Source organism: Pseudomonas marvdashtae, assembly GCF_014268655.2.
In the GTDB taxonomy this organism is placed as follows: Bacteria; Pseudomonadota; Gammaproteobacteria; order Pseudomonadales; family Pseudomonadaceae; genus Aquipseudomonas; species Aquipseudomonas marvdashtae.
In genome coordinates, this window is record NZ_JABWQX020000001.1 from 1,433,988 (window position 1) to 1,457,050 (window position 23,063).

Here is a 23,063-nt window from a genome sequence, read left to right on the forward strand (position 1 = left end):
TTTCTCCGCCAACGCTCTAGCTTGCCGCTTGCAGCTCACCTCTCGAAGCTGCCCTTCAGTTATTCCGATTCGAAGTAAAAAGTTCCGCTGTCATAAAATCTTTATGTGATAGCAACTTGCCTGACACACCCCGTCGCCAAGATCCCCTCCCAACACCAGCGGGCCCAGTTCCGCGTGTTTTCTAACGCATAGACTACCAACTAGGGGAATTCTTCGATGATCCGTAAGCACTTCGCAGGTGTTGCCGCCAGCGCACTGGCAATGGCAGTAACCGCCCAGGCTTTCGCCGGCACCGTCACCACCGATGGCGCCGATATCGTGGTCAAGACCAAGGGCGGCCTTGAGGTCGCTACCACTGACAAAGAGTTCAGCTTCAAGCTCGGCGGTCGTTTGCAGGCTGACTACAGCCAGTTCGACGGTATCTACACCGACAATGGCGACAAGGCCGATGCCGCTTACATCCGCCGCGGCTTCCTGGAGCTGTCCGGCGTGCTGTACACGGACTGGGCCTACACCATCAACTACGATTTCTCCCACAACAGCGGCGATTCCGACAACGGTTACTTCGACGAAGCGTCCCTGGCCTACAACGGCTTCAAGCCGGTGTCGATCAAGGTCGGTCGTTTCGACCCGGACTTCGGCCTGGAAAAAGCCACCAGCTCCAAGTGGGTCACCGCGCCCGAGCGTAACGCCGCCTACGACCTGATCGACTGGGCGAACGGCCACCAGAACGGCCTGGGCCTGCAAGCCTCCGGCGTCTTCGCCGATTCGTTCTACGCGTCGGCCGGTGTATTCAGCAAAGACACCGACGACACCGACGGCAACAGCATCAAGCAGGCCAACGGTCGCTTCGTGTTCGCCCCGATGCACGAAGCCGGCAACGTGCTGCACTTCGGTTTGAACGTGGCCTCCCGCGACGTTTCCGACACCGCATTCGACGCCCGTTATCGCTCCCGTCTGGGCATGCGTGGTGTCGAGACCCTGGGTGGCAACGACGCCGGTCCTAACGGTAACCGTCCGGTCCTGGGCGGCGCCAACAACTCGCCGGCCGGTTCCTACGACACCGATACCGCTTTCGGCCTGGAAGCCGCGTTCGCCATGGGTCCAGCCTCGATCCAAGGTGAATACATCACCCGCAAGACCAAGGCTGACAGCGACGCCTTCGAAGACCTCAAGGGCCATGGCTTCTACGTGCAGGGTGCCTACACCATCACCGGTGAGTCCCGTGGTTATAAAATCGGCAAGTTCGATTCGATCAAGCCTCAGAACAAATCCATCGGTGCCTGGGAAGTGTTCTACCGCTTCGACAGCATGACCGTCGAAGACGACAACATCACCACCGCCACCGCGACCCGTGATGTGGGCGATGCCGAAGCCAAGGTGCACAACCTGGGCGTCAACTGGTACGCCAACGAAGCGGTGAAGATCTCTGCCGCCTACGTCAAGGCCAAGACCGACAACGTGACCAACGTCAACGGCGACGACGACGGCAAGGGTGTGGTGGTACGTGCCCAGTACGTGTTCTAAATCGCTTTGACTTGATACACCGCTCCACTTTCATCTGTTACAGCTCCTTTCGACCCCGCCACTGGCGGGGTTTTTTTTAGCCCGCACGGTCCGAATCGGCGATACTCGCCCCATCACCTGGATCACGGGGAACTGCATGCCGCTTCACGTTCTGGACAGTCTGTCCGCCATCGCGCCACATGAGTGGGACGCGCTGGTGCCCGCCAATCAACCTTTCTTGCGCCACGCCTTTCTAAGCGCCCTCGAAGACAGCGCCAGCCTGGGCGCGCATTCCGGTTGGCAGCCCGAGCACCTGTTGCACATCGAAGAGGGACGCTTGCTGGCGGCCTTGCCCAGTTATCGCAAGTGGCATTCCTACGGTGAGTATGTGTTCGATCACGGCTGGGCCGATGCCTGCGCCCGGGCCGGCATCGAGTATTATCCCAAGCTGTTGACGGCGGTGCCGTTCAGCCCGGTCAGCGGTCCGCGGTTGTTGGCGGCGTGTGTGGAGGATGGCTTGGAATTGCTCGGCAGCCTGCCGGGTTATCTGGAAATCGAAGCGCTCTCCAGCGCCCACATCAACTTCACCGATCCTTTCACCGACGCGGCGCTGGCTGGGCAGGAGGGCTGGCTGCAGCGGATCGGTTGCCAATACCACTGGCAGAATCGCGGTTACCGGGACTTCCAGGATTTCCTCGATGCGCTCAGTTCCCGCAAGCGCAAGCAGATGCGCAAGGAACGCGAGCAAGTGGCGGGGCAGGGCATAGAATTCGAGTGGCTTGAAGGCCATCAACTGGACGAGGCGCAGTGGGATTTTGTCTACGCCTGCTACGCCAACACCTACGCAGTGCGACGGCAGGCGCCGTACCTGACCCGGGCGTTTTTCAGCCTGTTGGCCGAGCGCATGCCCGAGGCCATTCGCGTGGTCCTGGCCAAGCAAGGTTCGCGGCCGGTGGCAATGGCGTTCAGTCTGGTGGGGGGCGACAGCTTTTATGGGCGGTACTGGGGATGCTTGGCGGAGTTCGACCGCCTGCACTTCGAAACCTGTTTCTACCAAGGCATGGACTATGCGATAGCCAACGGTTTGCAGCGCTTTGACGCCGGCGCCCAGGGTGAGCACAAGTTGATCCGCGGCTTCGAACCGGTGATTACCCGCTCGTGGCACTACTTGCGTCATCCGGGCCTGAAAGCGGCTGTGGCGGATTTCCTCATGCGCGAGCATGAAGGGGTGCTGGCGTATGCCGAAGAGGCGAAAGCAGCACTGCCTTATCGGCAGTGCTGAGGTTGCTAATGGTCATTACAACACCCTGTGGCGAGGGAGCAAGCTCCCTCGCCACAGGTTTTGTGCAGACTCCGGGCTCAGTCGATCCCCACAAATCCACCCGTCTGGTGCTGCCAAAGCCGCGCATACAACCCGCCATGGGCCAGCAGTTCTGCATGGCTGCCGGTCTCGGCGATGCGGCCGTTTTCCAGCACCACCAGGCGATCCATCCGGGCGATGGTCGAGAGGCGGTGAGCGATGGCGATCACGGTCTTGCCTTGCATCAGCGTCTCGAGGCTTTCCTGGATCGCCGCCTCGACTTCCGAGTCCAGCGCGGAAGTCGCTTCGTCCATGATCAGGATCGGCGCGTCCTTGAGCAGCACCCGCGCGATGGCGATGCGCTGGCGCTGGCCGCCGGAAAGCTTCACGCCGCGTTCGCCCACATGGGCGTCGAAACCGGTGCGGCCTTCGGCGTCCGATAGCAGCGGGATGAACTCATCGGCGCGGGCCTTGTGCACCGCTTCCCAGAGTTGCGCATCGGTCGCGTCGGGCTTGCCGTAAAGCAGGTTGTCGCGAATCGAACGGTGCAGCAGCGAGGTGTCCTGGGTGATCATGCCGATGCGCTCGCGCAGGCTTTCCTGGCCGACGTGGGCGATGTCCTGGCCGTCGATGAGGATGCGCCCGCCTTGTACGTCGTAGAGGCGCAGCAGCAGGTTCACCAGCGTCGACTTGCCCGCGCCGGACGGGCCGATCAGGCCGATTTTCTCGCCTGGCTTGATGATCAGGTTCAGGTCGCCGATGACGCCGCTTTTCTTGCCATAGTGGAAATCCACATGCTCGAAACGCACCTCGCCCTGGGCCACGGCCAGCGGCTTGGCCTCGTCGCGGTCGGTGACGCTGACGGGCTGGGAGATGGTCTGCAGACCGTCCTGGACCATGCCGATGTTTTCGAAGATGCCGGTGACCACCCACATGATCCAGCCGGACATGTTGACGATGCGAATCACCAGGCCGGTGGCCAGGGCAATGGCACCGACGCTGATCAGCGATTGCGTCCACAGCCACAGCGCCAGGGCGGTGGTGCCGACGATCAGCAGCCCGTTCATGCTGGTGATGACGACGTCCATGCTGGTCACCACACGGCCGGCCAGTTGAGCCTTTTCAGTTTGCTCCTCGATGGCTTCGCGCGCGTATTGCTGTTCGAAGTTGGTGTGGGCGAACAGCTTCAGAGTGGTGATATTGGTATAGCCATCGACAATCCGTCCCATGAGCTTGGAGCGGGCATCGGAGGAGACCACGGAGCGTTCCTTGACCCGTGGCACGAAATAGCAGAGCGCGCCGATGTAGCTGGCGATCCACATCAGCAGCGGGATCATCAGGCGCCAATCGGCTTCGGCGAACAGCACCAGGGAGCTGATGGCATAGATCAGCACGTGCCACAACGCATCCACCGCCTGCACCGCCGAGTCGCGCAGTGAGTTGCCGGTCTGCATGATGCGCTGGGCGATACGCCCGGCGAAGTCGTTCTGGAAGAAGTTCAGGCTCTGCTTGAGCACGTAGCTGTGGTTTTGCCAGCGGATCAGGCTGGTCATGCTGGGGCTCAGCGTCTGGTGCACCAACAGGTCATGCAGGGCCACGAAGATCGGTCGGAACACCAGCGCCACCACGGCCATCCAAGCCAGCTCCACGCCGTGGAGCTTGAAGAAGTCTGCGCTGGGCGTGGCTTGGGTCAGGTCGATGATGCGACTCAGGTAGCTGAACAGCGCGACTTCTATCAGTGCGCCGATCAGGCCCACCAGCAGCAGCGCGGCGAAGCTGGGCCAGACCTGTTTCAGGTAATAGGTATAGAAGGGCAGGACGCGGTTCGGCGGGGCCGAGGTCGGCGCGTCGCGGAAGATGTCGATCAGTTTTTCAAAACGGCGGTAAACCATGGGGTACATAGCCCGGGCGAGGGCTCTCCTTCTTTGCTGTGAGCGGCGCGGGGTTGCCGGCGCCGCTCAGGCTTGCCCTGTGCGTTTAGTCGATGCGCTTGGCCGACTTGATGATCACAGGATCGATCGGCACGTTTTGCATGCCTGACTTAGTGGTGGTCTGGGAGTTGACGATGACGTCTACCACGTCCATGCCCTTGACCACTTTGGCGAACACCGCGTAGCCGGCGTCGCGGCCCGGATCGAGGAAAGCGTTGTCAGCCACGTTGATGAAAAACTGGCTGGTGGCCGAATCCGGGTTGGAAGTGCGAGCCATCGACAAGGTGCCGCGAACGTTGTGCAAGCCGTTGCTGGCTTCGTTCTTGATCGGCGCCTTGGTGTCTTTCTGTTGCATCTGCTGGGTAAAGCCGCCGCCCTGGGCCATGAAGCCTGGGATCACGCGGTGGAAAATCGTGTTGTTGTAGAAGCCGCTGTCAACGTACTCAAGGAAATTCTTGGTACTGATGGGCGCCTTGACCGGGTCCAGTTCGATTTCGATCTGGCCGTTGGTGGTATCCAGCAAGACGTGTGGCGCCTTGGCTGGTTGCGCGGCCATCAGGTTGGCGGCAAACAGGACGGAGCCGGCGGCGAGGGCGATTTTTTTCAGCATGGGTTCAGTGATCCTGGGTAGTGGAATCGATTGCGGTCAAGAATTCGAGCAGGGTCTGGTTGAAGCGTTCGGGTTGATCCAGCGGTGTAGCGTGCCGTGAATCGGCGATGACCGCCAGTCGTGCGTCAGGCAAAAGCTTCGTATAAGCCTCTTTCAGCGCCACCGGGGTGTAGTCGTGGTCGGCGCAAATGATGAGGGTTGGACAGGCGATGTGCGACAGGTGTTCCTGCACACCCCAGCCGACGATGGCGTCGAAACTGGCGAGATAGGCGCGTTTGTCGTTCTGTGCCCAGCGTCGGGCCATTTCCAGGCGCAGCTCGGTTTGCTCGGGCTTGGGGAACAATTTGGCGCCGAGGGCCTTGCCGATGGTTTCAAGGCTCAGCAGGCGCATCAAGCTCCAGCGCTTGAACCATTGCCAGCAATCGTCGGGCGTGCGGACTTTGACTTCAGGGGCGCTGTTGACAATGCACAGGCTCTTGACCCGTGCGGGTTCATCCACGGCCAACTGGAAACCAATCATGCCGCCCATGGACCAGCCCACCAAGTGCACCGGGCCTAGGTCGAGGTGGTCGATCAGGGCGCACAGGTCGGCGCTGAAGCCTTCGATGCTGTAGCGCTCGCGGGGCTTGTCGGAGCGACCGTGGCCGCGCACATCGGGCACGATCAGGCGATAACGGGCGGACAACACCGGGATCTGTCTTTCCCAGTCCCGCGTGCTCGAGCCCAACCCGTGGACCAGCACCAGGGGCGCGCCGTGGCCGTACTCTTCGTAATGCAGGTTGCAACCTTCGTGCTCGAAATAGGCCATCGGCGAAATCCTTGTCAGGCTTGTTCAGGGGCGGCGAACGGCGCATCCAGCGGCGCGGTGTCAAAGGTGCGCAGCAGTTCGATGAGGATTTGCGTGGCCGGGCCCAGGGGTTTTTCCTTGTTTGAGAACAGATAGAAGGTCGAGTTGCGGCTGCCTCCCTGTTCCAAGGGTAGACGCTTGAGCAAGCCTTCCTTGAGTTCTCGCTCGATCATATGGCGGGGCAGCCAGGCGAATCCCAACCCGCTGCCGACAAAACTCGCGGCGGTAGCCAGGCTGCCGACGGTCCAGCGCTGTTCGGCACCGAGCCAGCCGACATCTCGGGGTTGCTGGCGGCCGGAGTCGCGGATGACTACTTGCAACTGGCTTTCCAGGTCCTGGAAGTTCAGCTCGCGATTGAGGCGGTGCAAGGCATGTTCGGGATGGGCCACCGCGATGAACTCCACATCGCTCAGTTCCGCGCCCAGGTATCCGGGAATGCTGAAACCGCTGATGGCCAGGTCCGCCACGCCTTCGAGCAGCACTTCTTCGACCCCCGACAACACTTCCTCGCGCAGCCGCACCCGGCAGCCACGGCTTTGCGGCATGAATGCCGTCAGGGCGCGCACGAGGCGGGCGTTGGGGTAGGCCGCGTCGACTACCAGCCGGACTTCGGCTTCCCAGCCTTGCTCCATGTGGTGGGCCAGGTCTTCCAATTGGCTGGCCTGTTTCACCAATTGCCGGGAGCGGCGCAACAGCACACCACCGGCTTCGGTCAGCACGGCCTTGCGCCCGTCGATGCGCAGCAACGGTACGCCGAGCTGATCCTGCATGCGCGCGACGGTGTAGCTCACCGAGGATTGGGAGCGGTGCAGCACTTCGGCAGCCTGGGCGAAACCACCGTGGTCCACCACCGCCTGCAACGTTCGCCACTGATCAAGGGTCACGCGGGGCGCTTTCATATTGAGCTCCTCTTGTCCTAAGCTGGCGGTCCCTTGGTGGAGACTGCCGAATGAAGAAAATCTGTTGTGCGTTGCTGGCCCTGTTGCCATTGACCGCGTTCGCCTACCCGATCGATGTGGAAAAACACCTCAACGGCCTGAGCATCGACTACACCGCCTACGACACCGATGCCGATATTGGCTCGATCCAAGTCAACAACTACGGCAACACGGACGCGGCTTGCGCCGTGGTTTTCCGCAACGGCCCCGAAGCGCCGCGCACCCGCAAGATCGAAGTCGCCGCCGGCAAATTCAAGAACGCCACCGCCAAGTTCAACCGCAACATCATCAAGCTGCGCATCGAGCTGACCTGTAAGCCGAAGTAGCCAACGGCGGGCAGCGTCGCTAGGCGTGCTCCGCTTATAAACGAAAATATCGATGCATTGCAGCAATTATTTGCGCTTTTTCATCGATATGATCGCGCTTAACCTTCACTCCATCGACTGACAACATTCTCAGATGGAGCCTACAAAGCCATGTCCCGCGTCCTGATCATCGAAAGCAGTGCCCGCCAGCAAGATTCGATTTCCCGCCAACTGACCCAGACCTTCATCAACCAGTGGAAAGCCGCACACCCGGCCGATGAGATCAGCGTTCGTGACCTGGCCGTCAATCCGGTGCCGCACCTGGACGCCAACTTGCTGGGTGGCTGGATGAAACCGGCCGAGCAGCGCAACGACATCGAGAACGCTTCGCTGGAGCGCTCCAACCAACTGACCGACGAACTGCTGGCCGCCGACGTACTGGTGATGGCCGCGCCGATGTACAACTTCGCGATTCCCAGCACCTTGAAAGCCTGGCTGGACCACGTATTGCGTGCTGGCGTGACGTTCAAGTACACCCCCACCGGTCCCCAGGGTTTATTGACCGGCAAGCGCGCCTTCGTCCTGACCGCCCGCGGCGGCATCCATGCAGGCGGCAGCACCGACCACCAGGAACCGTACCTGCGCCAGGTGATGGGCTTCGTCGGTATCCACGATGTCACGTTCATCCATGCCGAAGGCTTGAACCTGGGCGGTGACTTCCAGGAGAAGGGCTTGAATCAGGCCAACGCCAAGCTGTCCCAAGTCGCCTGATCCGTTAATCCTCGGGTAATCGCCAAGTGGTCTAGTGACTCGGCGCTTCCCTTCAAACTGTTTTGCGCATCGAACCTCCCTTTGCACTTATTGCTCCCTGAGTGCATCAGCCCGATTGAACGCTTAAGCGAGATCGGGCTTTTTTTTGCCTGCGATCTCATGGCTCCCACTGTTCAAAACCGTTATCTTCGCCGCCATTCGAAACGAGGGCGGTATGGGCTATCTACTTTTTGTGACATTGATCCAGGCGTTTTCCTTCAGCCTGATCGGCGAATACCTGGCCGGCCACGTCGACAGTTATTTCGCGGTGCTGGTGCGGGTCGTGCTGGCGGGGCTGGTGTTCATTCCGTTGACGCGCTGGCGCCAGGTGGAACCGTCGTTCATGCGCGGCATGCTGCTGATCGGCGCCTTGCAGTTCGGCGTGACTTACGTTTGCCTTTACCTGAGTTTCCGAGTGCTGACGGTCCCAGAGGTATTGTTGTTCACCATCCTCACGCCGCTGCACGTGACCTTGATCGAAGATGCCCTCAACCGCCGCTTCAATCCCTGGGCGTTGATCGCGGCGCTGGTGGCCGTGGCCGGCGCGGCGGTGATTCGCTACGACCGGATCAACCCGGATTTCTTCATGGGGTTCTTGCTGCTGCAACTGGCCAACTTCACCTATGCGGCGGGGCAGGTGTTGTACAAGCACTTGGTAGCGCGGCATCCGAGTGACCTGCCGCATTACCGACGTTTCGGCTATTTCTACCTGGGCGCGCTGATGGTTGCGTTGCCGGCGTTCCTGCTGTTCGGCAAGGCGGATTTCTGGCCTGAAGCGCCGTTGCAGTGGGGCGTACTGGTATTCCTCGGGCTGGTTTCCACCGCGCTCGGTTTGTACTGGTGGAACAAAGGCGCTTGCCTGGTCAACGGCGGCACGCTGGCAGTGATGAACAACCTGCACGTGCCGGTGGGGCTGCTGGTGAACCTGTTGATCTGGAACCAGCACGAGGCGTTGGGGCGGTTGCTGCTGGGCGGGTCGGTGATACTGGCGGCAGTGTGGATCAGTCGGTTGGGGGTTCGCCGACCTAAGCCTTCGCCCTGAATATCGTGGTGGTTCAGACCACCTGCTTCTCCGTCTCCGGCAGGTGGCTCGCCCCCAGCACTGCCGGCAGCAGTCCCGAGCGCAGATCCGTGCCGCTTGGCTGCTGGTACAGGTTCAATCCAAACTCCGGCATCACCGCCAGCAGGTAATCGAAAATATCCCCCTGGATGCGTTCGTAGTCGGCCCACACGGTGGTGCCAGTGAAGCAGTAGATTTCCAGCGGGATGCCTTGGGCGGTGGTTTGCAGCTGCCGGACCATGCAGGTCATGTTCGGCTGGATCTCGGGGTGGCTTTTCAGATAGGCCAGGGCATAGGCACGAAAGGTGCCCAGGTTGGTCATCCGCCGGCGGTTGGCCGACATCGCCGCGACGTTGCCCTGGGCTTCGTTCCAGGCCTTGAGCTCGGCCTGCTTGCGGCCGATGTAGTCGGTCAGCAGGCGCACCTGGGTCAGGCGCTGTTCCTCCTCGTCGTGGAGGAAGCGCACGCCGCTGGCGTCGATGAACAGGCTGCGCTTGATCCGCCGCCCGCCGGATTGCTGCATGCCGCGCCAGTTCTTGAACGACTCGGACATCAGGCGCCAGGTCGGGATCGATACGATGGTCTTGTCGAAGTTCTGCACCTTGACCGTGTGCAGGGTGATGTCCACCACGTCACCGTCGGCGCCGACCTGGGGCATCTCGATCCAGTCACCGACCCGCAGCATGTCGTTACTGGTCAACTGCACGCTGGCGACGAACGACAACAGCGTGTCCTTGTAGACCAACAGGATCACGGCCGACATCGCACCCAGGCCCGACAGCAGCAACAGCGGCGAACGGTCGATCAGCGTGGCGACGATGATGATCGCGCCGAACACATACAGCACCATTTTCGTCAGTTGCACGTAGCCTTTGATCGAGCGAGTGCGGGCATGCTCGGTGCGGGCGTACACATCCAGCAGGGCGCTGAGCAGGGCACTGATGGCGAGCACCATGAACAGAATGGTGAAGGCCAGCGCCACATTACCCAGGAACACCGTGCTGGTCTTGCTGAGCCCCGGCACCAGGTGCAGGCCGAACTGGATGATCAGCGACGGCGTCGTCTGAGCCAGTCGATGAAAGACCTTGTTCTGGCGCAGGTCGTTGACCCAGTGCAGGGCCGGTTGGCGGCCGAGTAGCTTGGCGCCGTGCAAGATCAGGTAGCGCGCCACGCGCCCGAGCACCAGCGCAATCGTCAGCAGCAGCGCCAGGGCGAGGCTGGAATGCAGGAGCGGATGCTGATCCAGGGCGCCCCAGAAATCTTGTAGGTTGAGCCAGAGCTGTTTGATATCCATGAACGAGACGGTTCTTCTATAGGCGCGATGGGGCGAATTAGAGCATTTAAGCCCGATAAAGTGACCGTTGATGACAAATCCGTTAATAAAAACACGCTGATTTGGCGCCGTTTGTATAAAGAAACTCGGCCTTCGCGCTCGAAACCGTTACCCTATGCAGCTGTTTTTTTGCATTTCTTCGAGGTAGCACCCGTGTTTTCCCAATTCGCCCTGCACGAACGCCTGCTCAAAGCCGTGGCCGAGCTTAAATTTGTCGAGCCAACGCCGGTGCAGGCAGCGGCTATTCCGCTCGCGCTCCAAGGGCGTGACCTGCGGGTGACGGCGCAAACCGGCAGCGGCAAGACCGCCGCGTTCGTGTTGCCGATCCTTAACCGCCTGATCGGTCCGGCCAAGGTTCGCGTCAGCATCAAGACCCTGATCCTGCTGCCGACCCGTGAGCTGGCCCAGCAGACCTTGAAGGAAGTGGAGCGTTTCTCGCAGTTCACCTTCATCAAGTCCGGCCTGATCACCGGCGGCGAAGACTTCAAGGTCCAGGCCGCCATGCTGCGCAAGGTGCCGGACATCCTGATCGGCACGCCGGGGCGGATGATCGAGCAACTGAACGCCGGCAACCTCGACCTCAAGGAAGTCGAAGTGCTGGTGCTGGATGAAGCCGACCGCATGCTGGACATGGGCTTTGCCGAAGACGTGCAGCGCCTGGTGGAAGAGTGCACCAACCGCCAGCAGACCATGCTGTTCTCCGCCACCACGGGCGGTTCTGGCCTGCGCGAGATGATCGCCAAGGTCCTGAACAACCCTGAGCACTTGCAGCTCAACGCGGTCAGCCAGCTGAACGCCACCACGCGCCAGCAAATCATCACCGCCGACCACAACCAGCACAAAGAGCAGATCGTCAACTGGCTGCTGGCCAACGAAACCTATGAAAAGGCCATCGTATTCACCAACACCCGGGCCATGGCAGACCGTATCTACGGCCGTCTCGTTGCCCAGGAATACAAAGCCTTCGTGCTGCACGGCGAGAAAGACCAGAAGGACCGCAAGCTGGCCATCGACCGCCTCAAGCAGGGCGGCGTGAAAATCCTCGTCGCCACCGACGTCGCGGCCCGTGGCCTGGACGTGGATGGGCTAGACATGGTCATCAACTTCGACATGCCCCGCAGCGGCGACGAATACGTGCACCGTATCGGCCGCACCGGTCGCGCCGGCAACGACGGCCTGGCGATCTCGCTGATCTGCCATGGCGACTGGAACCTGATGTCGAGCGTCGAGCGCTACCTCAAGCAGAGCTTCGAGCGTCGCACCATCAAGGAAGTCAAAGGCACCTACGGCGGACCGAAAAAGGTCAAGGCCTCGGGCAAGGCCGTTGGCGTGAAGAAGAAAAAAGTCGACGCCAAGGGCGACAAGAAAAAAACCGGCGCCAAGGCCCCGACCAAGCGCAAGATCGCCAACCGCCCGAAGACCGACGCCTTGTCGCTGGTCAGCAAGGACGGCATGGCCCCGCTCAAGCGCCGCAAGCCAGAGACGCCGGCGGCTGAGTAAAATCGGCGTTAGCGCTTGATGAAAAAAACCGGACCTTGGGTCCGGTTTTTTTATGAGCAGTTGAATCTGACGCAAAACCCTGTGGCGAGGGAGCTTGCTCCCGCTGGGCTGCGCAGCAGCCCCAATAAAAGCACCCGTTTGCCCCTGGCACACCGAGTTACTGACTTCAGGGCTGCTTCGCACCCCAGCGGGAGCAAGCTCCCTCGCCACAGAAGCGGGGTGTGCTGAGCTCGGCGCTCACTCCGCCTTCTTCTGCGCCTCCTCCAGTTCCCGCAGTCGCTTATCAATCAACTCGCATTTGTCCGGCACCTCCTTGCTGGATGTCTCGATGTTCATGGCCTGCAGTTCGGCATTCATTTCCTTGGCTTTGGACGGATCCTGCTCGGTGAGCTTGGCGACCTTATCCGCCAGTTGCTCGCGCTTGATGGTGGCTTCTTCGGGTGTGCAAGCGGCCCAGGCGGGCAGGGCGCAGGTGAGGGTGGCGGCGAGGGTGAGTGTGATCAGGGTTTTCATGGCTCGGGCCTCGTATTCCTTTGTTGGGCAGATAAACGGTTGAGGCTGATGGCGGGGAGAAAGTTCAGTGATTGCAAGGTGGGCTGCTGATTTAGGGAGTCCTACCGCGGCGCAGGATCTTTTTGTACCTACAGATCAGGTCCGTTTGATGCAAGATGCGCTGCAGCGCGATCAGTTGACCGGGACAGGGCGCTTCGTTGACGAGGTAGAGCGGATTGTTGGCATACGAGTAGAACAACGAGGGCAGCGGCGGCCAAGGGGCAGACAGCAAAATAAATCTGTCCTCGTTTCCTGCGCTGCTTCCGTTATGGCTACGACGTAGTGTGGGTGTGGGGCCGAGCCGTCATGTCGACGCCAAGTGCTTTCATGACCGCCAGGAGTGTTTTCAGAGTGGGATTACCATGCTCGCTGAACGAGCGGTATAGCTGTTCGCGCGACAGGCCAGTTTCCCTGGCCAATTCCGCCATCCCCTTGACTCGTGCGACTACCCCCATCGCTTTGGCGATATAGCTTGCATCGCCGGTTTCCAGGGCATCGCTCATAAACTCCGCGATGGCCTCGGGAGTGCTGAGGTATTCTGCGGGGTCGAATTCTGTAAAAGTCTCAGTCATTCTGTGCTCTCCACGCCTGCATTATCTGGTGGGCGGTTTCAATGTCGCGGCTCTGACTGCCCTTATCGCCGCCACAGAGTAGAATCACCAGCACGTCGCCCTGCTGGTGGAAGTACACCCTGTAGCCAGGCCCGTAATGAATTCGTAGCTCACTGATACCATGGCCGACTGGAGCGACATCGCCAGGTAACCCCTCTGTCAGTCGATTGATCCGTCAGGTGATACGAGCTCTGCCGGTGTCATCCGAGCTTTTTCAGCCAGGATCGGAATTTGCTGGATTCGATCTTCTTCATAAAATGTAGTCTATAAAATACAGAAAAAGCAAGGCTGCATATTCAGGGTCAAGCGTGTGCCTGGTTATTCCATAATTCGAAAGTGAAACGGGCGGCCAAAGGTCGCCCATTTGCGTTACTCAGCAGCTTGCGCCCGCAACCGTCTCCCAATCACATCCATCACATCACACCCGTCGCGCAACGCTATCGTCAGCAATTTGCAAAAATCAGAAAGCACCACCGTATCGGAGCTGATATCCGAGCGGAACGCGATGTTTTCCAGCAGCTGGGTCACGGTGCGGATTCGGTAGTCGGCGGTTTCGAACAGGACGTCGAGTGGGGCCTCGGTGTCGATGAGCAGGGTGGCGGGTGTGCAATCGACGCCAGTGATGGGCATGTATCTGGTCATAGCAAGAGCTTCGGAAGTTGATGAGCCTCTCTGTTGATTCGGGTCGCCAAACCCGGTCGTCTTTTGGGCGACGAGGGACTATAGGCTGGCCTGCTCCACTGCCATAAGACACCGCTTTCCGAGCTTCATGTAGGACGTTTGGCCTGGTATTTGGAGGCTTAAAGCAAGCGACTGCTGCGCAGTCGAGCGGGAGCAAGCTCCCTCACCACAGGGCTCGCGCTCGACTGGGCGGGTTGGCGTATCAGCTGTGGCAGCAACTATGGGGCTTGGCCTCTTCGTATTTATCGTGATACCGCACCCAGTCCATGATTTCGTCTTCGTTGCGGCCCTTGGGCGTCAGGTCGAGGTAGTTATAAGTGCCGACCAGGATGTCCAGGCCGCGGGCGTAGGTGGAGTAGGTGTGGAAGATGTCGCCGGTTTCGTTGCGATAGAAGACACTCAGGCCGGGGAGTTCGCCTTCGGTGGTGTCGGTTTTTTCGTAGTTGTAGGTGGCTTTTCCGGCGGCGGTGTCTTCGGTCTTGAAGCTGACGCCGAAGTCGTAGTTGAAGTCGCAGCCTTCTGACGAGACCCAGTCGAAGGCCCAGCCCATGCGGCGTTTGAAGGGCTGGAATTCGGCCAGGGGCGCGCGGGAGACGGCGACAACGGCGACGTCGTGGTGGGCCAGGTGTTGGTTGGCGCCGTCGATGTGGTCGGACAGGAACGAGCAGCCTTGGCAGCCTTCGGTCCAGGCGGGGCCGAACATGAAGTGGTAGATGATCAGTTGGCTGCGACCGCCGAACAGGTCGGCCAGGCTCAGTTCGCCGTGCGGGCCTTGGAAGCGGTAGGACTTGTCGATTTTTACCCAGGGCAGGGCGCGACGTTCGGCGCTGAGTTTGTCTCGTTCGCGGGTGAAGGCTTTTTCGTGAGCCAGGTGTTGGGTGCGGGCGGCGAGCCATTCTTCCCGCGACACGACTGGATGGTGTTCGATGTTCATGGGCTGCTCCTCAGAGATTCGTTTATCGACGGTTGCTCTGCCTAGTCGTTTGGTTGGCGTCGGATTCGACATGCCGTTGGTCGGCTCGGGGAGAGGACCGGTCGTGAACCCGGCTGAACGGCGCGGCGCCGCCTCGGTCACAAAACAAGTAGGCATCTCACTCTTTAGAGGATGGACCAGGATGACGACTTATAACTGGGACTTGATCGAACGGTTGCTTCACGAAGTGCAGAACGGCGCCGGCCACAGTTTTACCCCTCGGCCCTATGCGGAGCAGCACGCGGCGGCGAAAGCAGCTGAGGGCGAAGAAATCGAGAACCTCGATCATCTGAAAGCGGTCGCCGGGGAGTACGAGAAGTTACTGCTGGAGCGCGGCTATATTGAACCTCGTCCGGAGGAAGAAGGCGGCAATGGCGAGAATTTTGTGCTGACGCCGCGTGGCTCGCGGTTGTTGAGCCTGATCGACAGCAGCATTCCGGGTAACGATCATCCGCGTCAGGTGCTGGATGAACAGGAAGATGCGCTGGATGAGTTTACGTTCGATGATTTGGCTTCGAAGGCGCAGATTGCCTAGATCCAGTCCTATATCACCTGGGAGCGGGCTCGTCCGCTTCCAGGTGATGGCTTGTCCTACCGTTGCGCTGCCTTCAAGCATTTCAAATCACTGAAGTCCTTTTTCACTCCGTCGATTTTTTGCAACAACCGTTCACGCTGCGCCGGGGTGCTGTCGGCCATAAGGTCCACTAGCAAACTGCGGGCCTGGGCTTCGGTTTTGTTGTAGGCCTCGCGGTAGGCGGGGGTCCACAGGCTCTCACGGTTCACCAGCAATTGTTCGATGCGTTTTGGGAAGTCGGGGCTGTGGCGCTGGGCCACGGCTTGGCTGAATTGGTTCTGCCAGTGAGCGCGGTTGGCGATCCATTGCTGGTTCTGGTCGCCGAGGGCGGTGGACCAGGCCACTACTCGTTGGCGTTGGGCGATATTGAGCGGGCCGACCCAGTCATTCAGGCGTTTTTCCATGCGCTCGGCACGTTCCTTGATCTGCTGCTGCAGCGTCGGCTTGAGGTATTCCCGCTGGCGTTTGCGTTGATCCTTGACGAACGCGGCGTCCATGTCGGCCACTTGGTCGTCGCTCAGGCCTTGCAGCAGTTCGATGGTCGACGGGGTGATTTCCCGGGCGGTTTCGGCGATGGCGGCCTTGGCCTCGCGGGTGCGTTGCTGCAGGGCTTCGTCGGTGACCTGATTGGTTTGTACCATGGTCTTCAGGCGATCAAGCCAGTCAAGGTAGCCGGGCAATTGCGTGGTGCAATGCCAGCTCAGGTGCTCCTTGAGGCGATCGTCGAACCAGTCTTTTTGCTCTCCGTTGATCTCCAAATAGTCGTTGAGCGTCCAGGGGATGATCAGGTCGAGGTTGCGGTACGCCAGCCCGACGCGGCTGCAAGCGGTGAGCACGAAGAGCATGGCGATGAACATGGCGGTGCGAATTAACCAGCGCGACATGAGCGAGTCCTTGCGAAAGCGTAGGTGCTTTGTTGGAGCATGGCAGGGGCGCGGCAGTTCAGCCTATTGAATACGTAACGCTTAGTAAAAAGGGTGGGCCATCTTCAGTGTGACCAGTCCGTCGCATTCACTGTTGTGACCCGAATACGCCGAGCAACTGTTGCCGCTGAGGCTCGAATCGCTGTAGATCAGGTCCAGGTCAATGCCTCTCCAGGGGCGGGAGATTTTCAACGACCAGTCGCTGAAGCTGCTGATGTAGCCATTATCCACAGACACCGGCGAGTTGAGCTGATGAGTGGTGTATTTGGCACTGATGCCAATGCCGAACGGCACGTTGCCGCCCAGGTCGGCAAACAGGGTGCTGTTCTGTTTGTCCGGGTCGTTGCTCAGGGCGGCGCCGAAGCGACTGCCGAGCAGGGTCAGGCCGCCATAGAATTCCTGGCTGTCGAGGGTATCGACGGTGGGGTAGCTGTAATGGATGAGGCCGACTTCATAGCCGAGGGTCTGGTCGAAAGGCTGTTTGAAACCCATGTAGGAATCGACTTCAAGGTCGGCGGACACCCCCGCGCTGGGCGACCACTGTCCGATGTACCAGCCGCTGTCGTGGCTCAGGTCCAGGCCGCCATGGAACGAACCGGTGCTCGATGGCGTGACGAGGCCCTGGGCCATGCTGCGGCTGGGCGTGGTACCGAGTTTAAGGTCGAAGTCACCGAGCTCGCGCTGGAACACCTGTCCCTGGACGAGAGGGCAGGCCAATAGGCTGGTCAACAGCACGACCGTGTGAATGCGCATGCTTCACTCCATGAATAGCGAGGAGCAGGGAATCGTAACCAAGCTGAAACGCTTGAGCTAGAGAGGTGCAAGCATACCGGCGAATGCTCGACCGCGATGGCCGTTCGTCGATTTTTTTAGAGAGGGGGGTAAGCAGAGGGGTTCCAGTCCAAGCGCTTCGAGCGTCAAAGCGCTTTGGGACCAGGTGCTGCGGGAATTACTTTTTGCCCAGGCTGATCTGCTTGGACGGGCCGAATGTCTGGCCGCTGACACCTTTGGCAATTTGCTGGATTTCACCGCCGGACTTGAGGAACGCAGCGATCTGGTCGTTGATCGACTCGCTGGTTTCAACGGCTGGAGCTGGCTTTGATTTGCTGTTGGATGCTTTTACGCGCATGACGACCATTAACCTGTAGATAATTAATTGGGCCAGGCATCGTACAGGAAATACTTGACAATTGCTTGGCAAATATCCTCCTGAATTATTATCGCTGAAACCGGAATATCGGCTGGGTTATCCGTATTTATGACCCTAAGTCGCTGTTTTAAATAAGATCACCTGAGCAAGCCCAGCGCCGACGGGAAGCGACGCGAACCGTCGGCCGTCTGACGAATGGCCACGCCTTGGACGAAAACCCAGGAAAATCAAAGGCCGCGCGGCGAAGCTCGTCGTCGGCCACGAATCGCGCCGCAAAACCGGGTAGAATGCCGCCCACGCAATGAGGGTATTGGAAATGGCTTTAGTCGGGCGCTACAACAGTTTGCAAGTGGTTAAACATACCAACTTCGGTTTATATCTGGACGGTGGAGCGGACGGTGAAATCCTGCTGCCCAATCGTTATATCCCCAAGGATATTCCCAGCGAAGATGAAGACTGGCTCAATGTTTTTATTTATCTGGACAGCGACGACAAACTGATCGCCACCACTGAAAAGCCGAAAGTCCAGGTAGGCGAATTTGCCAGCCTGAAAGTGGTTGAGGTCAACAGCATCGGCGTGTTCCTGGACTGGGGGCTGCCCAAGGATCTGCTGCTGCCGTACTCCGAAGAGAAGCGCCAGATGACCGCCGGCGAATATTGCGTGGTGCACGTCTACCTCGACAAACACACCCGCCGCATCACCGCTACGGCGCGCTTGGACCGTTATCTGGACAAGACCCCGGCCAACTATACGCCTGGGCAGGAAGTCGATTTGCTGGTGGCCGAAGCCACTGACATGGGCTTCAAGGCGATCATCAATAACAAGCACTGGGGCTTGATCCACAAGAACGAAATCTTCAAGTTCATGCGTGCCGGTAAAGAGGAAAAGGGTTTCATCAAGGAAATCCGTCCAGACGGCAAGATCAGCCTGAGCCTGCAGCCGGTGGGTCAGGAAGCGGCCACCAGTTTGAACGCCAAGATCCTCGCCAAGTTGCGCGAGAACAACGGCACGCTCCCGGTCAGTGACAAGAGCGACCCGGTATTGATCACCAGCCTGTTTGGCGTGAGCAAGGGCAACTTCAAGAAGGCCATTGGTGCGCTGTACAAGAATGGGCAGATTGTCATTCATGCGGATCGTATTGAGCTGACCTGACCAAATCCCCGCGTGGCGAGGGCGCAAGCTCCCTCGCCACGGTTGACCTTCGCTGTATACAAAATCCTGCACCCTTAACATGCATTCGCGCCCCGTTCGTGGGCGTTTGCCCGCGCCTGCTCGACTTGTTTCGCCGCTGAACACCACGGTTTGTCTCGCATCCGGTGCCTATGGCACGCATTCTGCCTTGGAACCCGTATACAAACCATGCCAGCTCCCGTGCGCAGTGTGGTGGACAATCAACTCGGGGGCTCGGCGGTATCCAAAAGGAGCCCCGCGATGTCCGAGCAAATGCCCAACGGCTATAGCCCTCGTCTCTATAACGAAGACTTGGGCCCGCTGCCGCAGAAATGGAATTGGTACAACATCTTCGCGTTCTGGATGAGTGATGTGCACAGCGTCGGCGGCTATGTATTTGCCGCCAGCCTGTTCGCCTTGGGCCTGGCGAGTTGGCAGGTGCTCATCGCGTTGTTGGGCGGGATTTGCATTGTGCAGTTGATCGCCAACCTTGTCGCCAAGCCGAGCCAGCAGGCGGCGGTGCCTTATCCGGTTATTTGCCGGTTGGCGTTCGGCGTGTTCGGGGCGAATATTCCGGCGGTGATCCGTGGCCTGATCGCCGTGGCTTGGTATGGCATCCAGACCTATCTGGCCTCGAGTGCGCTGATCATTGTGGTGCTGCGGTTTTTTCCTTCGATGGAAGTCTATGCGACGCAGCATTTTGCAGGTTTGTCCTACCTGGGCTGGTTTGGTTTCCTCGGCTTGTGGTTTGTCCAAGCGCTAGTGTTCTGGACGGGCATGGAGTCGATCCGTCGGTTTATCGACTGGGCCGGGCCGGTGGTGTATGCGGTGATGTTCCTGCTGGCCGGGTGGATCGTCTGGAAAGCCGGTTGGAGCAACATCAGTTTTACCTTGGCCGAGAAGTCGCTGTCCGGCTGGCAAGCGTTTGGCCAGGTCATCGTGGCGACAGCTTTGGTGGTGTCGTACTTTTCCGGCCCAACCCTGAACTTCGGTGATTTCAGCCGTTATTGCCGGAGCATGTCTGACGTGCGCCGGGGAAATTTCTGGGGGTTGCCGGTAAATTTCCTGGCGTTCTCCCTGGTCACCGTGGTGATTGTCTCCGGGACTTTGCCGGTATTCGGGGAAATGCTTCACGACCCGATCGCTACCGTGGCGCGCATCGACAACGATGTGGCCGTCTTGCTCGGGGCGTTTGCCTTCGTGACCGCCACCATCGGCATTAATATTGTCGCCAACTTTGTGTCCCCGGCCTTCGACTTTGCCAACGTCGCGCCGAGCAAGATCAGTTGGCGCGCGGGCGGCATGATCGCGGCGGTGGCGTCGATTTTCATCACGCCGTGGAACCTGTTCAACAACCCTGAAGTGATCCACTACACCCTGGACGTGCTGGCGGCGTTTATTGGGCCGCTGTTCGGCATTCTGTTGGTGGATTATTACCTGATCAAAAAACAGCAGATCGACGTCGACGCGCTGTTCGACGACGGCCCGAGCGGGCGTTATTACTACAGTGGCGGGATCAACTGGACCGCCGTCAAGGCGTTGGTTCCGGCGACGCTGATGGGCGTAGCGATCACTTTCACGCCGCTGCTGCAACCGATGGCCAACTTTGCCTGGTTCACCGGATGCTTCCTCGGCGCAGTGTTGTATTTCGCCTTGGCGCGAGGTGAGCCGACGCCGCAGTTGGACAAAACCTACAGCCCCGCCGGCCAAGCCTGATCAGCGTAGGGCGGTCTGGGCGCAAGGGTTTCTCGCGCCGCGTTTGGCGGGCCGCAGCAACAGACCGCCCGCCAACACCAAACCGCTGCCGGCGACGATCAGCGCCGGTTGCAGGCCGCCGCTGAAATGGCTGCTCAGCGCCGCCAGCAATGGACCGCTGAGCTGGCCTACGGCAAAGCAGGCGGTCAGCAGCCCGATGTTGCGCTGGGTCGCGTGGGGCGCCAGTTCCCTTGAACGCAGCACCATCAGTTGCATGCAGGCCAGGAACGGTGCGCCGCATAGGATCACGCCCAGGGCCAAGCCCACGCCACTGCCCAACAGGCAGGCGAATACGCCGGCGGCTTGCAGCCACAACGTAGCCATCAGCCAGCGGCTGGTGGTGCTCGGGTTCGGTCGACGCAGGCTCACCAGCAGCACCCCGGTGGCGGCCGCCAGGCCAAAGCAGGGCCAGAACAGATCCGCCTGCCACTGCCCGTGAAATTGCGCCGAAGCCATTTGCGACAGGAAAGTCGCCGGAATGATGTAGCCGACGCCATACAAGGCGTAGACCACGCAGAGCCGGGCGATTGCGCTGTTGCTGGACGCGGCGATGGGCGCTGCGACCGTGGCCGTCGGTACGGGTTTGGGCAGGGCGGGCAGGATCACCAGCAACATCACCAGCGCTGCGCCGGCATACACCAGCCACAGGGTGTCGGATGTCTGGCCCAGCAAGTTCGAACCCAAGGCCAGCAAGCCTGTAAGAAAAATCCCCAGGCCTGGTCCGGCAAATACCAGTGCGCCGAGTCGGGGCCGTCCCGCCGCCGCTGCCAAAGGTTGGCTCAACGCGGTAATCATCACCATCACCCAGGCACTCGCCACGCCGGTGCCGAAGCGCAGCGCCAGGTGCGGCCAGAACCCCCAGGCCCAGAACGACGCCAGCGTCAGTACTACGCACAGCCACAGGCCTCCCAATAGACGTCGCTGCACCTGTTGCGGACGACGGGCGAACATGGCATCCAGCGCACCGAGCAGATAACCCAGGTAGTTGGCGGCTGCAATCAGACCGGCGGCGGTCAAGTCGACCTGACCTTCGCCGATTAAATGAGGTAATTGCGGTGTAAGGGCGAAGCGGCCAATGCCCATGGCCATCATCAGGGCAATGAAACTGGCGAGCAGGCGAATCAAGGGCGACATGGTCGATCTCCAGCGTCGAGGCGAATGACCGTCAGGCTAGAACCGATTGACTTTCATTAAAAATGAATAATAGTGAGTAACTTGTTCTTTTTTGGAGAAGGTTGTGGAGTTCAGCCAGTTACGGATTTTCCAAGCAGTGGCCGAAGAAGGTTCCATCACCCGAGCGGCAGAACGCCTGCACCGGGTGCCGTCGAACCTTTCGACCCGGCTCAAGCAGCTCGAAGAGCAGTTGGGCGTCGACCTTTTCCTGCGTGAGCGTCAGCGTTTGCAGTTATCGCCTGCGGGAAAAGTCCTGTTGGACTATGCGACCAAGCTGTTTGCCCTGCACGACGAAGCCCATGCGGCGGTGCAGGGTGGCCAGCCGGCTGGAGATTTTGTGTTGGGTACCATGTACAGCACGGCGGCGACGCACTTGCCGGACCTGCTGGCCGGTTATCACCGGGCTTACCCGGCAGTGAACCTGCAAGTGCAATCGGGGCCGAGCGGAGAATTGTTGGAAGGCTTGCTCACCAATCGCCTCGATGCGGCATTGGTAGACGGCCCACTGGAGCTGGCGGGGCTGGATGGCGTGCCGTTGTGCGACGAGCGGCTGGTGCTGATCACCGAGGCCGATCATCCGCCGGTGCGCAGTGCGCTGGATGTCCAGGGTCGCGCGGTGTTCACATTCCGGCGTGGCTGTTCCTACCGGATGCGCCTGGAAGCCTGGTTTGCCCATGATCACGCAACCATGGGCCGGGCGATGGAGATTGAGTCGTACCAGGGGATGCTGGCTTGTGTGATCGCCGGGTCCGGGGTGGCGTTGATGTCCGAGTCGATGCTCGCCAGCCTGCCAGGCCGGGAACGGGTGACGATGCATCCATTGGCCGAGCCGTTTGCCAGCGCAACGACCTGGTTGATGTGGCGCAAAGGCATGGTCGGAGCCAACTTGAACGCCTGGATTGAATTGCAACAACAAGCCTGGCCGCGCGTGCCAATGATCACGGCGCAATCGGCTTGAACTCCCGGGCTGGGATTTGGATCAATTCAGTAACAGATCATTGCAATCTGTCACGAGCATTGCGTAGGACTTCGGACTATTATCAGTGCGAAGGGGCCACAGAAATCTGCCGCTCGCACCACCCTGAGGGGGCACCACGATGAAAGAGAAAATCCAGAACTGGCTTCACGACTTGGGTGTCGCGCTCGGCCTGATCGAACCGCCGATGCAGCCGATACCGATCCGCACCGACGACGAGCAACGCCGCCGCCAGCCGCGCCGCCGGTAAACCCACCTATTTTGGAGAGATCGCAGTCTCGGGCTGTTTCAATTGAAACAGCCCGAGACTGCGATCTTTTTTTGTTTTGACGGGCTGATACAGGAAAAAAAAGGGCATGGCCACCGACGCCATGCCTCTCGAAG

24 protein-coding genes and 2 pseudogenes are annotated in these 23,063 nt (G+C 60.0%); 12 read left to right on the forward strand and 14 right to left on the reverse strand.

What is annotated here, in order from left to right; all coding sequences use genetic code 11:
• Positions 1-216 precede the first annotated feature (216 nt).
• Positions 217-1,527 carry an OprO/OprP family phosphate-selective porin gene (locus HU742_RS06655; RefSeq protein WP_186636090.1) on the forward strand — a complete coding sequence of 437 codons (1,311 nt, stop codon included), beginning with the start codon at positions 217-219 and terminating at the stop codon, positions 1,525-1,527.
• Between the two features lie 136 nt (positions 1,528-1,663).
• A complete protein-coding gene (locus tag HU742_RS06660; RefSeq protein WP_186636093.1) occupies positions 1,664-2,788 on the forward strand; it encodes a GNAT family N-acetyltransferase in 1,125 nt (374 codons plus the stop codon).
• A 77-nt stretch (positions 2,789-2,865) separates the two neighbouring features.
• Here the strand turns inward: HU742_RS06660 and HU742_RS06665 are convergent, their stop codons facing one another.
• The 4 genes from HU742_RS06665 to HU742_RS06680 form a co-directional block, all read right to left on the reverse strand.
• Positions 2,866-4,698, reverse strand: a complete 1,833-nt coding sequence (locus HU742_RS06665) for an ABC transporter ATP-binding protein (RefSeq protein WP_186636096.1) — start codon at positions 4,696-4,698, stop codon at positions 2,866-2,868.
• A gap of 85 nt (positions 4,699-4,783) precedes the next feature.
• Positions 4,784-5,347, reverse strand: a complete 564-nt coding sequence (locus HU742_RS06670; protein ID WP_186636099.1) for a peptidylprolyl isomerase — start codon at positions 5,345-5,347, stop codon at positions 4,784-4,786.
• Between the two features lie 4 nt (positions 5,348-5,351).
• Positions 5,352-6,155, reverse strand: coding sequence for an alpha/beta fold hydrolase (locus HU742_RS06675; RefSeq protein WP_186636102.1), 804 nt, complete (start codon positions 6,153-6,155; stop codon positions 5,352-5,354).
• A 14-nt stretch (positions 6,156-6,169) separates the two neighbouring features.
• Positions 6,170-7,093 (reverse strand): PA3225 family LysR-type transcriptional regulator, encoded by a 924-nt coding sequence (locus tag HU742_RS06680; RefSeq protein WP_109755825.1) that lies wholly within the window; start codon positions 7,091-7,093, stop codon positions 6,170-6,172.
• A 50-nt stretch (positions 7,094-7,143) separates the two neighbouring features.
• On the opposite strand from HU742_RS06680, the gene HU742_RS06685 reads away from it, so the two are divergent.
• The 3 genes from HU742_RS06685 (at position 7,144) to HU742_RS06695 (ending at position 9,289) form a co-directional block, all read left to right on the forward strand.
• Positions 7,144-7,458, forward strand: coding sequence for a 3-phosphoglycerate kinase (locus HU742_RS06685; RefSeq protein WP_186636105.1), 315 nt, complete (start codon positions 7,144-7,146; stop codon positions 7,456-7,458).
• A gap of 150 nt (positions 7,459-7,608) precedes the next feature.
• The gene (locus tag HU742_RS06690) at positions 7,609-8,208 is read left to right on the forward strand and encodes an FMN-dependent NADH-azoreductase (protein WP_186643739.1); all 600 of its coding nucleotides are present in this window, start codon (positions 7,609-7,611) and stop codon (positions 8,206-8,208) included.
• A 214-nt stretch (positions 8,209-8,422) separates the two neighbouring features.
• Entirely contained in the window at positions 8,423-9,289 is an 867-nt protein-coding gene (locus tag HU742_RS06695) for a carboxylate/amino acid/amine transporter (RefSeq protein ID WP_186643741.1), read from the forward strand.
• Positions 9,290-9,302: 13 nt separating this feature from the next.
• Here the strand turns inward: HU742_RS06695 and HU742_RS06700 are convergent, their stop codons facing one another.
• Positions 9,303-10,601 (reverse strand): mechanosensitive ion channel family protein, encoded by a 1,299-nt coding sequence (locus HU742_RS06700; RefSeq protein WP_186643743.1) that lies wholly within the window; start codon positions 10,599-10,601, stop codon positions 9,303-9,305.
• Positions 10,602-10,793: 192 nt separating this feature from the next.
• Between HU742_RS06700 and HU742_RS06705 the strand changes: the two genes are divergently transcribed.
• Complete coding sequence (locus HU742_RS06705; RefSeq protein ID WP_186643745.1) at positions 10,794-12,140, forward strand: DEAD/DEAH box helicase; 1,347 nt, start codon at positions 10,794-10,796, stop codon at positions 12,138-12,140.
• A 237-nt stretch (positions 12,141-12,377) separates the two neighbouring features.
• On the opposite strand, the gene HU742_RS06710 is transcribed toward HU742_RS06705, so the two are convergent.
• The gene (locus HU742_RS06710; RefSeq protein WP_186636121.1) at positions 12,378-12,653 is read right to left on the reverse strand and encodes a hypothetical protein; all 276 of its coding nucleotides are present in this window, start codon (positions 12,651-12,653) and stop codon (positions 12,378-12,380) included.
• Positions 12,654-12,777: 124 nt separating this feature from the next.
• On the opposite strand from HU742_RS06710, the pseudogene HU742_RS27015 reads away from it, so the two are divergent.
• A pseudogene (locus HU742_RS27015) lies at positions 12,778-12,975 on the forward strand (hypothetical protein); the annotation flags it as partial.
• Here HU742_RS27015 and HU742_RS06715 read toward each other — a convergent pair.
• The 4 genes and pseudogenes from HU742_RS06715 to HU742_RS06730 all read right to left on the reverse strand — a co-directional run bounded on the left by HU742_RS06715 (position 12,965) and on the right by HU742_RS06730 (position 14,918).
• A complete protein-coding gene (locus HU742_RS06715; protein WP_186636124.1) occupies positions 12,965-13,264 on the reverse strand; it encodes an addiction module antidote protein in 300 nt (99 codons plus the stop codon). The pseudogene HU742_RS27015 and the gene HU742_RS06715 sit on opposite strands and share 11 nt — an antisense overlap.
• Positions 13,257-13,557, reverse strand: a pseudogene (locus tag HU742_RS06720) (type II toxin-antitoxin system RelE/ParE family toxin). The gene HU742_RS06715 and the pseudogene HU742_RS06720 overlap by 8 nt, the downstream one beginning before the upstream one ends.
• 115 nt (positions 13,558-13,672) lie before the next feature.
• Complete coding sequence (locus HU742_RS06725; RefSeq protein WP_186636126.1) at positions 13,673-13,945, reverse strand: hypothetical protein; 273 nt, start codon at positions 13,943-13,945, stop codon at positions 13,673-13,675.
• Positions 13,946-14,186: 241 nt separating this feature from the next.
• Positions 14,187-14,918, reverse strand: coding sequence for a DUF899 domain-containing protein (locus HU742_RS06730; protein WP_186643747.1), 732 nt, complete (start codon positions 14,916-14,918; stop codon positions 14,187-14,189).
• Between the two features lie 181 nt (positions 14,919-15,099).
• On the opposite strand from HU742_RS06730, the gene HU742_RS06735 reads away from it, so the two are divergent.
• Positions 15,100-15,492, forward strand: coding sequence for a transcriptional regulator (locus HU742_RS06735; protein ID WP_186614036.1), 393 nt, complete (start codon positions 15,100-15,102; stop codon positions 15,490-15,492).
• Positions 15,493-15,548: 56 nt separating this feature from the next.
• Here HU742_RS06735 and HU742_RS06740 read toward each other — a convergent pair whose 3' ends face one another.
• The 3 genes from HU742_RS06740 to HU742_RS06750 all read right to left on the reverse strand — a co-directional run bounded on the left by HU742_RS06740 (position 15,549) and on the right by HU742_RS06750 (position 17,592).
• The gene (locus HU742_RS06740) at positions 15,549-16,415 is read right to left on the reverse strand and encodes a DUF6279 family lipoprotein (RefSeq protein WP_186643749.1); all 867 of its coding nucleotides are present in this window, start codon (positions 16,413-16,415) and stop codon (positions 15,549-15,551) included.
• A gap of 81 nt (positions 16,416-16,496) precedes the next feature.
• Positions 16,497-17,207, reverse strand: coding sequence for a TorF family putative porin (locus HU742_RS06745; RefSeq protein WP_186636135.1), 711 nt, complete (start codon positions 17,205-17,207; stop codon positions 16,497-16,499).
• Between the two features lie 196 nt (positions 17,208-17,403).
• Entirely contained in the window at positions 17,404-17,592 is a 189-nt protein-coding gene (locus HU742_RS06750) for a PFL_1563 family small protein (protein ID WP_172436054.1), read from the reverse strand.
• 328 nt (positions 17,593-17,920) lie between these two features.
• Between HU742_RS06750 and HU742_RS06755 the strand changes: the two genes are divergently transcribed.
• Both HU742_RS06755 and HU742_RS06760 read left to right on the forward strand, forming a co-directional pair.
• Positions 17,921-18,757 carry a CvfB family protein gene (locus HU742_RS06755; protein WP_186636138.1) on the forward strand — a complete coding sequence of 279 codons (837 nt, stop codon included), beginning with the start codon at positions 17,921-17,923 and terminating at the stop codon, positions 18,755-18,757.
• A gap of 279 nt (positions 18,758-19,036) precedes the next feature.
• Positions 19,037-20,491 (forward strand): NCS1 family nucleobase:cation symporter-1, encoded by a 1,455-nt coding sequence (locus HU742_RS06760; protein ID WP_186636141.1) that lies wholly within the window; start codon positions 19,037-19,039, stop codon positions 20,489-20,491.
• On the opposite strand, the gene HU742_RS06765 is transcribed toward HU742_RS06760, so the two are convergent.
• The gene (locus tag HU742_RS06765) at positions 20,492-21,664 is read right to left on the reverse strand and encodes an MFS transporter (RefSeq protein ID WP_186643751.1); all 1,173 of its coding nucleotides are present in this window, start codon (positions 21,662-21,664) and stop codon (positions 20,492-20,494) included. It abuts the gene before it with no gap.
• A gap of 103 nt (positions 21,665-21,767) precedes the next feature.
• On the opposite strand from HU742_RS06765, the gene ptrR reads away from it, so the two are divergent.
• Positions 21,768-22,661 carry a putrescine utilization regulator PtrR gene (gene ptrR / locus HU742_RS06770; RefSeq protein WP_186643753.1) on the forward strand — a complete coding sequence of 298 codons (894 nt, stop codon included), beginning with the start codon at positions 21,768-21,770 and terminating at the stop codon, positions 22,659-22,661.
• A 139-nt stretch (positions 22,662-22,800) separates the two neighbouring features.
• Positions 22,801-22,929, forward strand: coding sequence for a PA1414 family protein (locus HU742_RS26875; protein ID WP_256222727.1), 129 nt, complete (start codon positions 22,801-22,803; stop codon positions 22,927-22,929).
• Positions 22,930-23,063 lie beyond the last annotated feature (134 nt).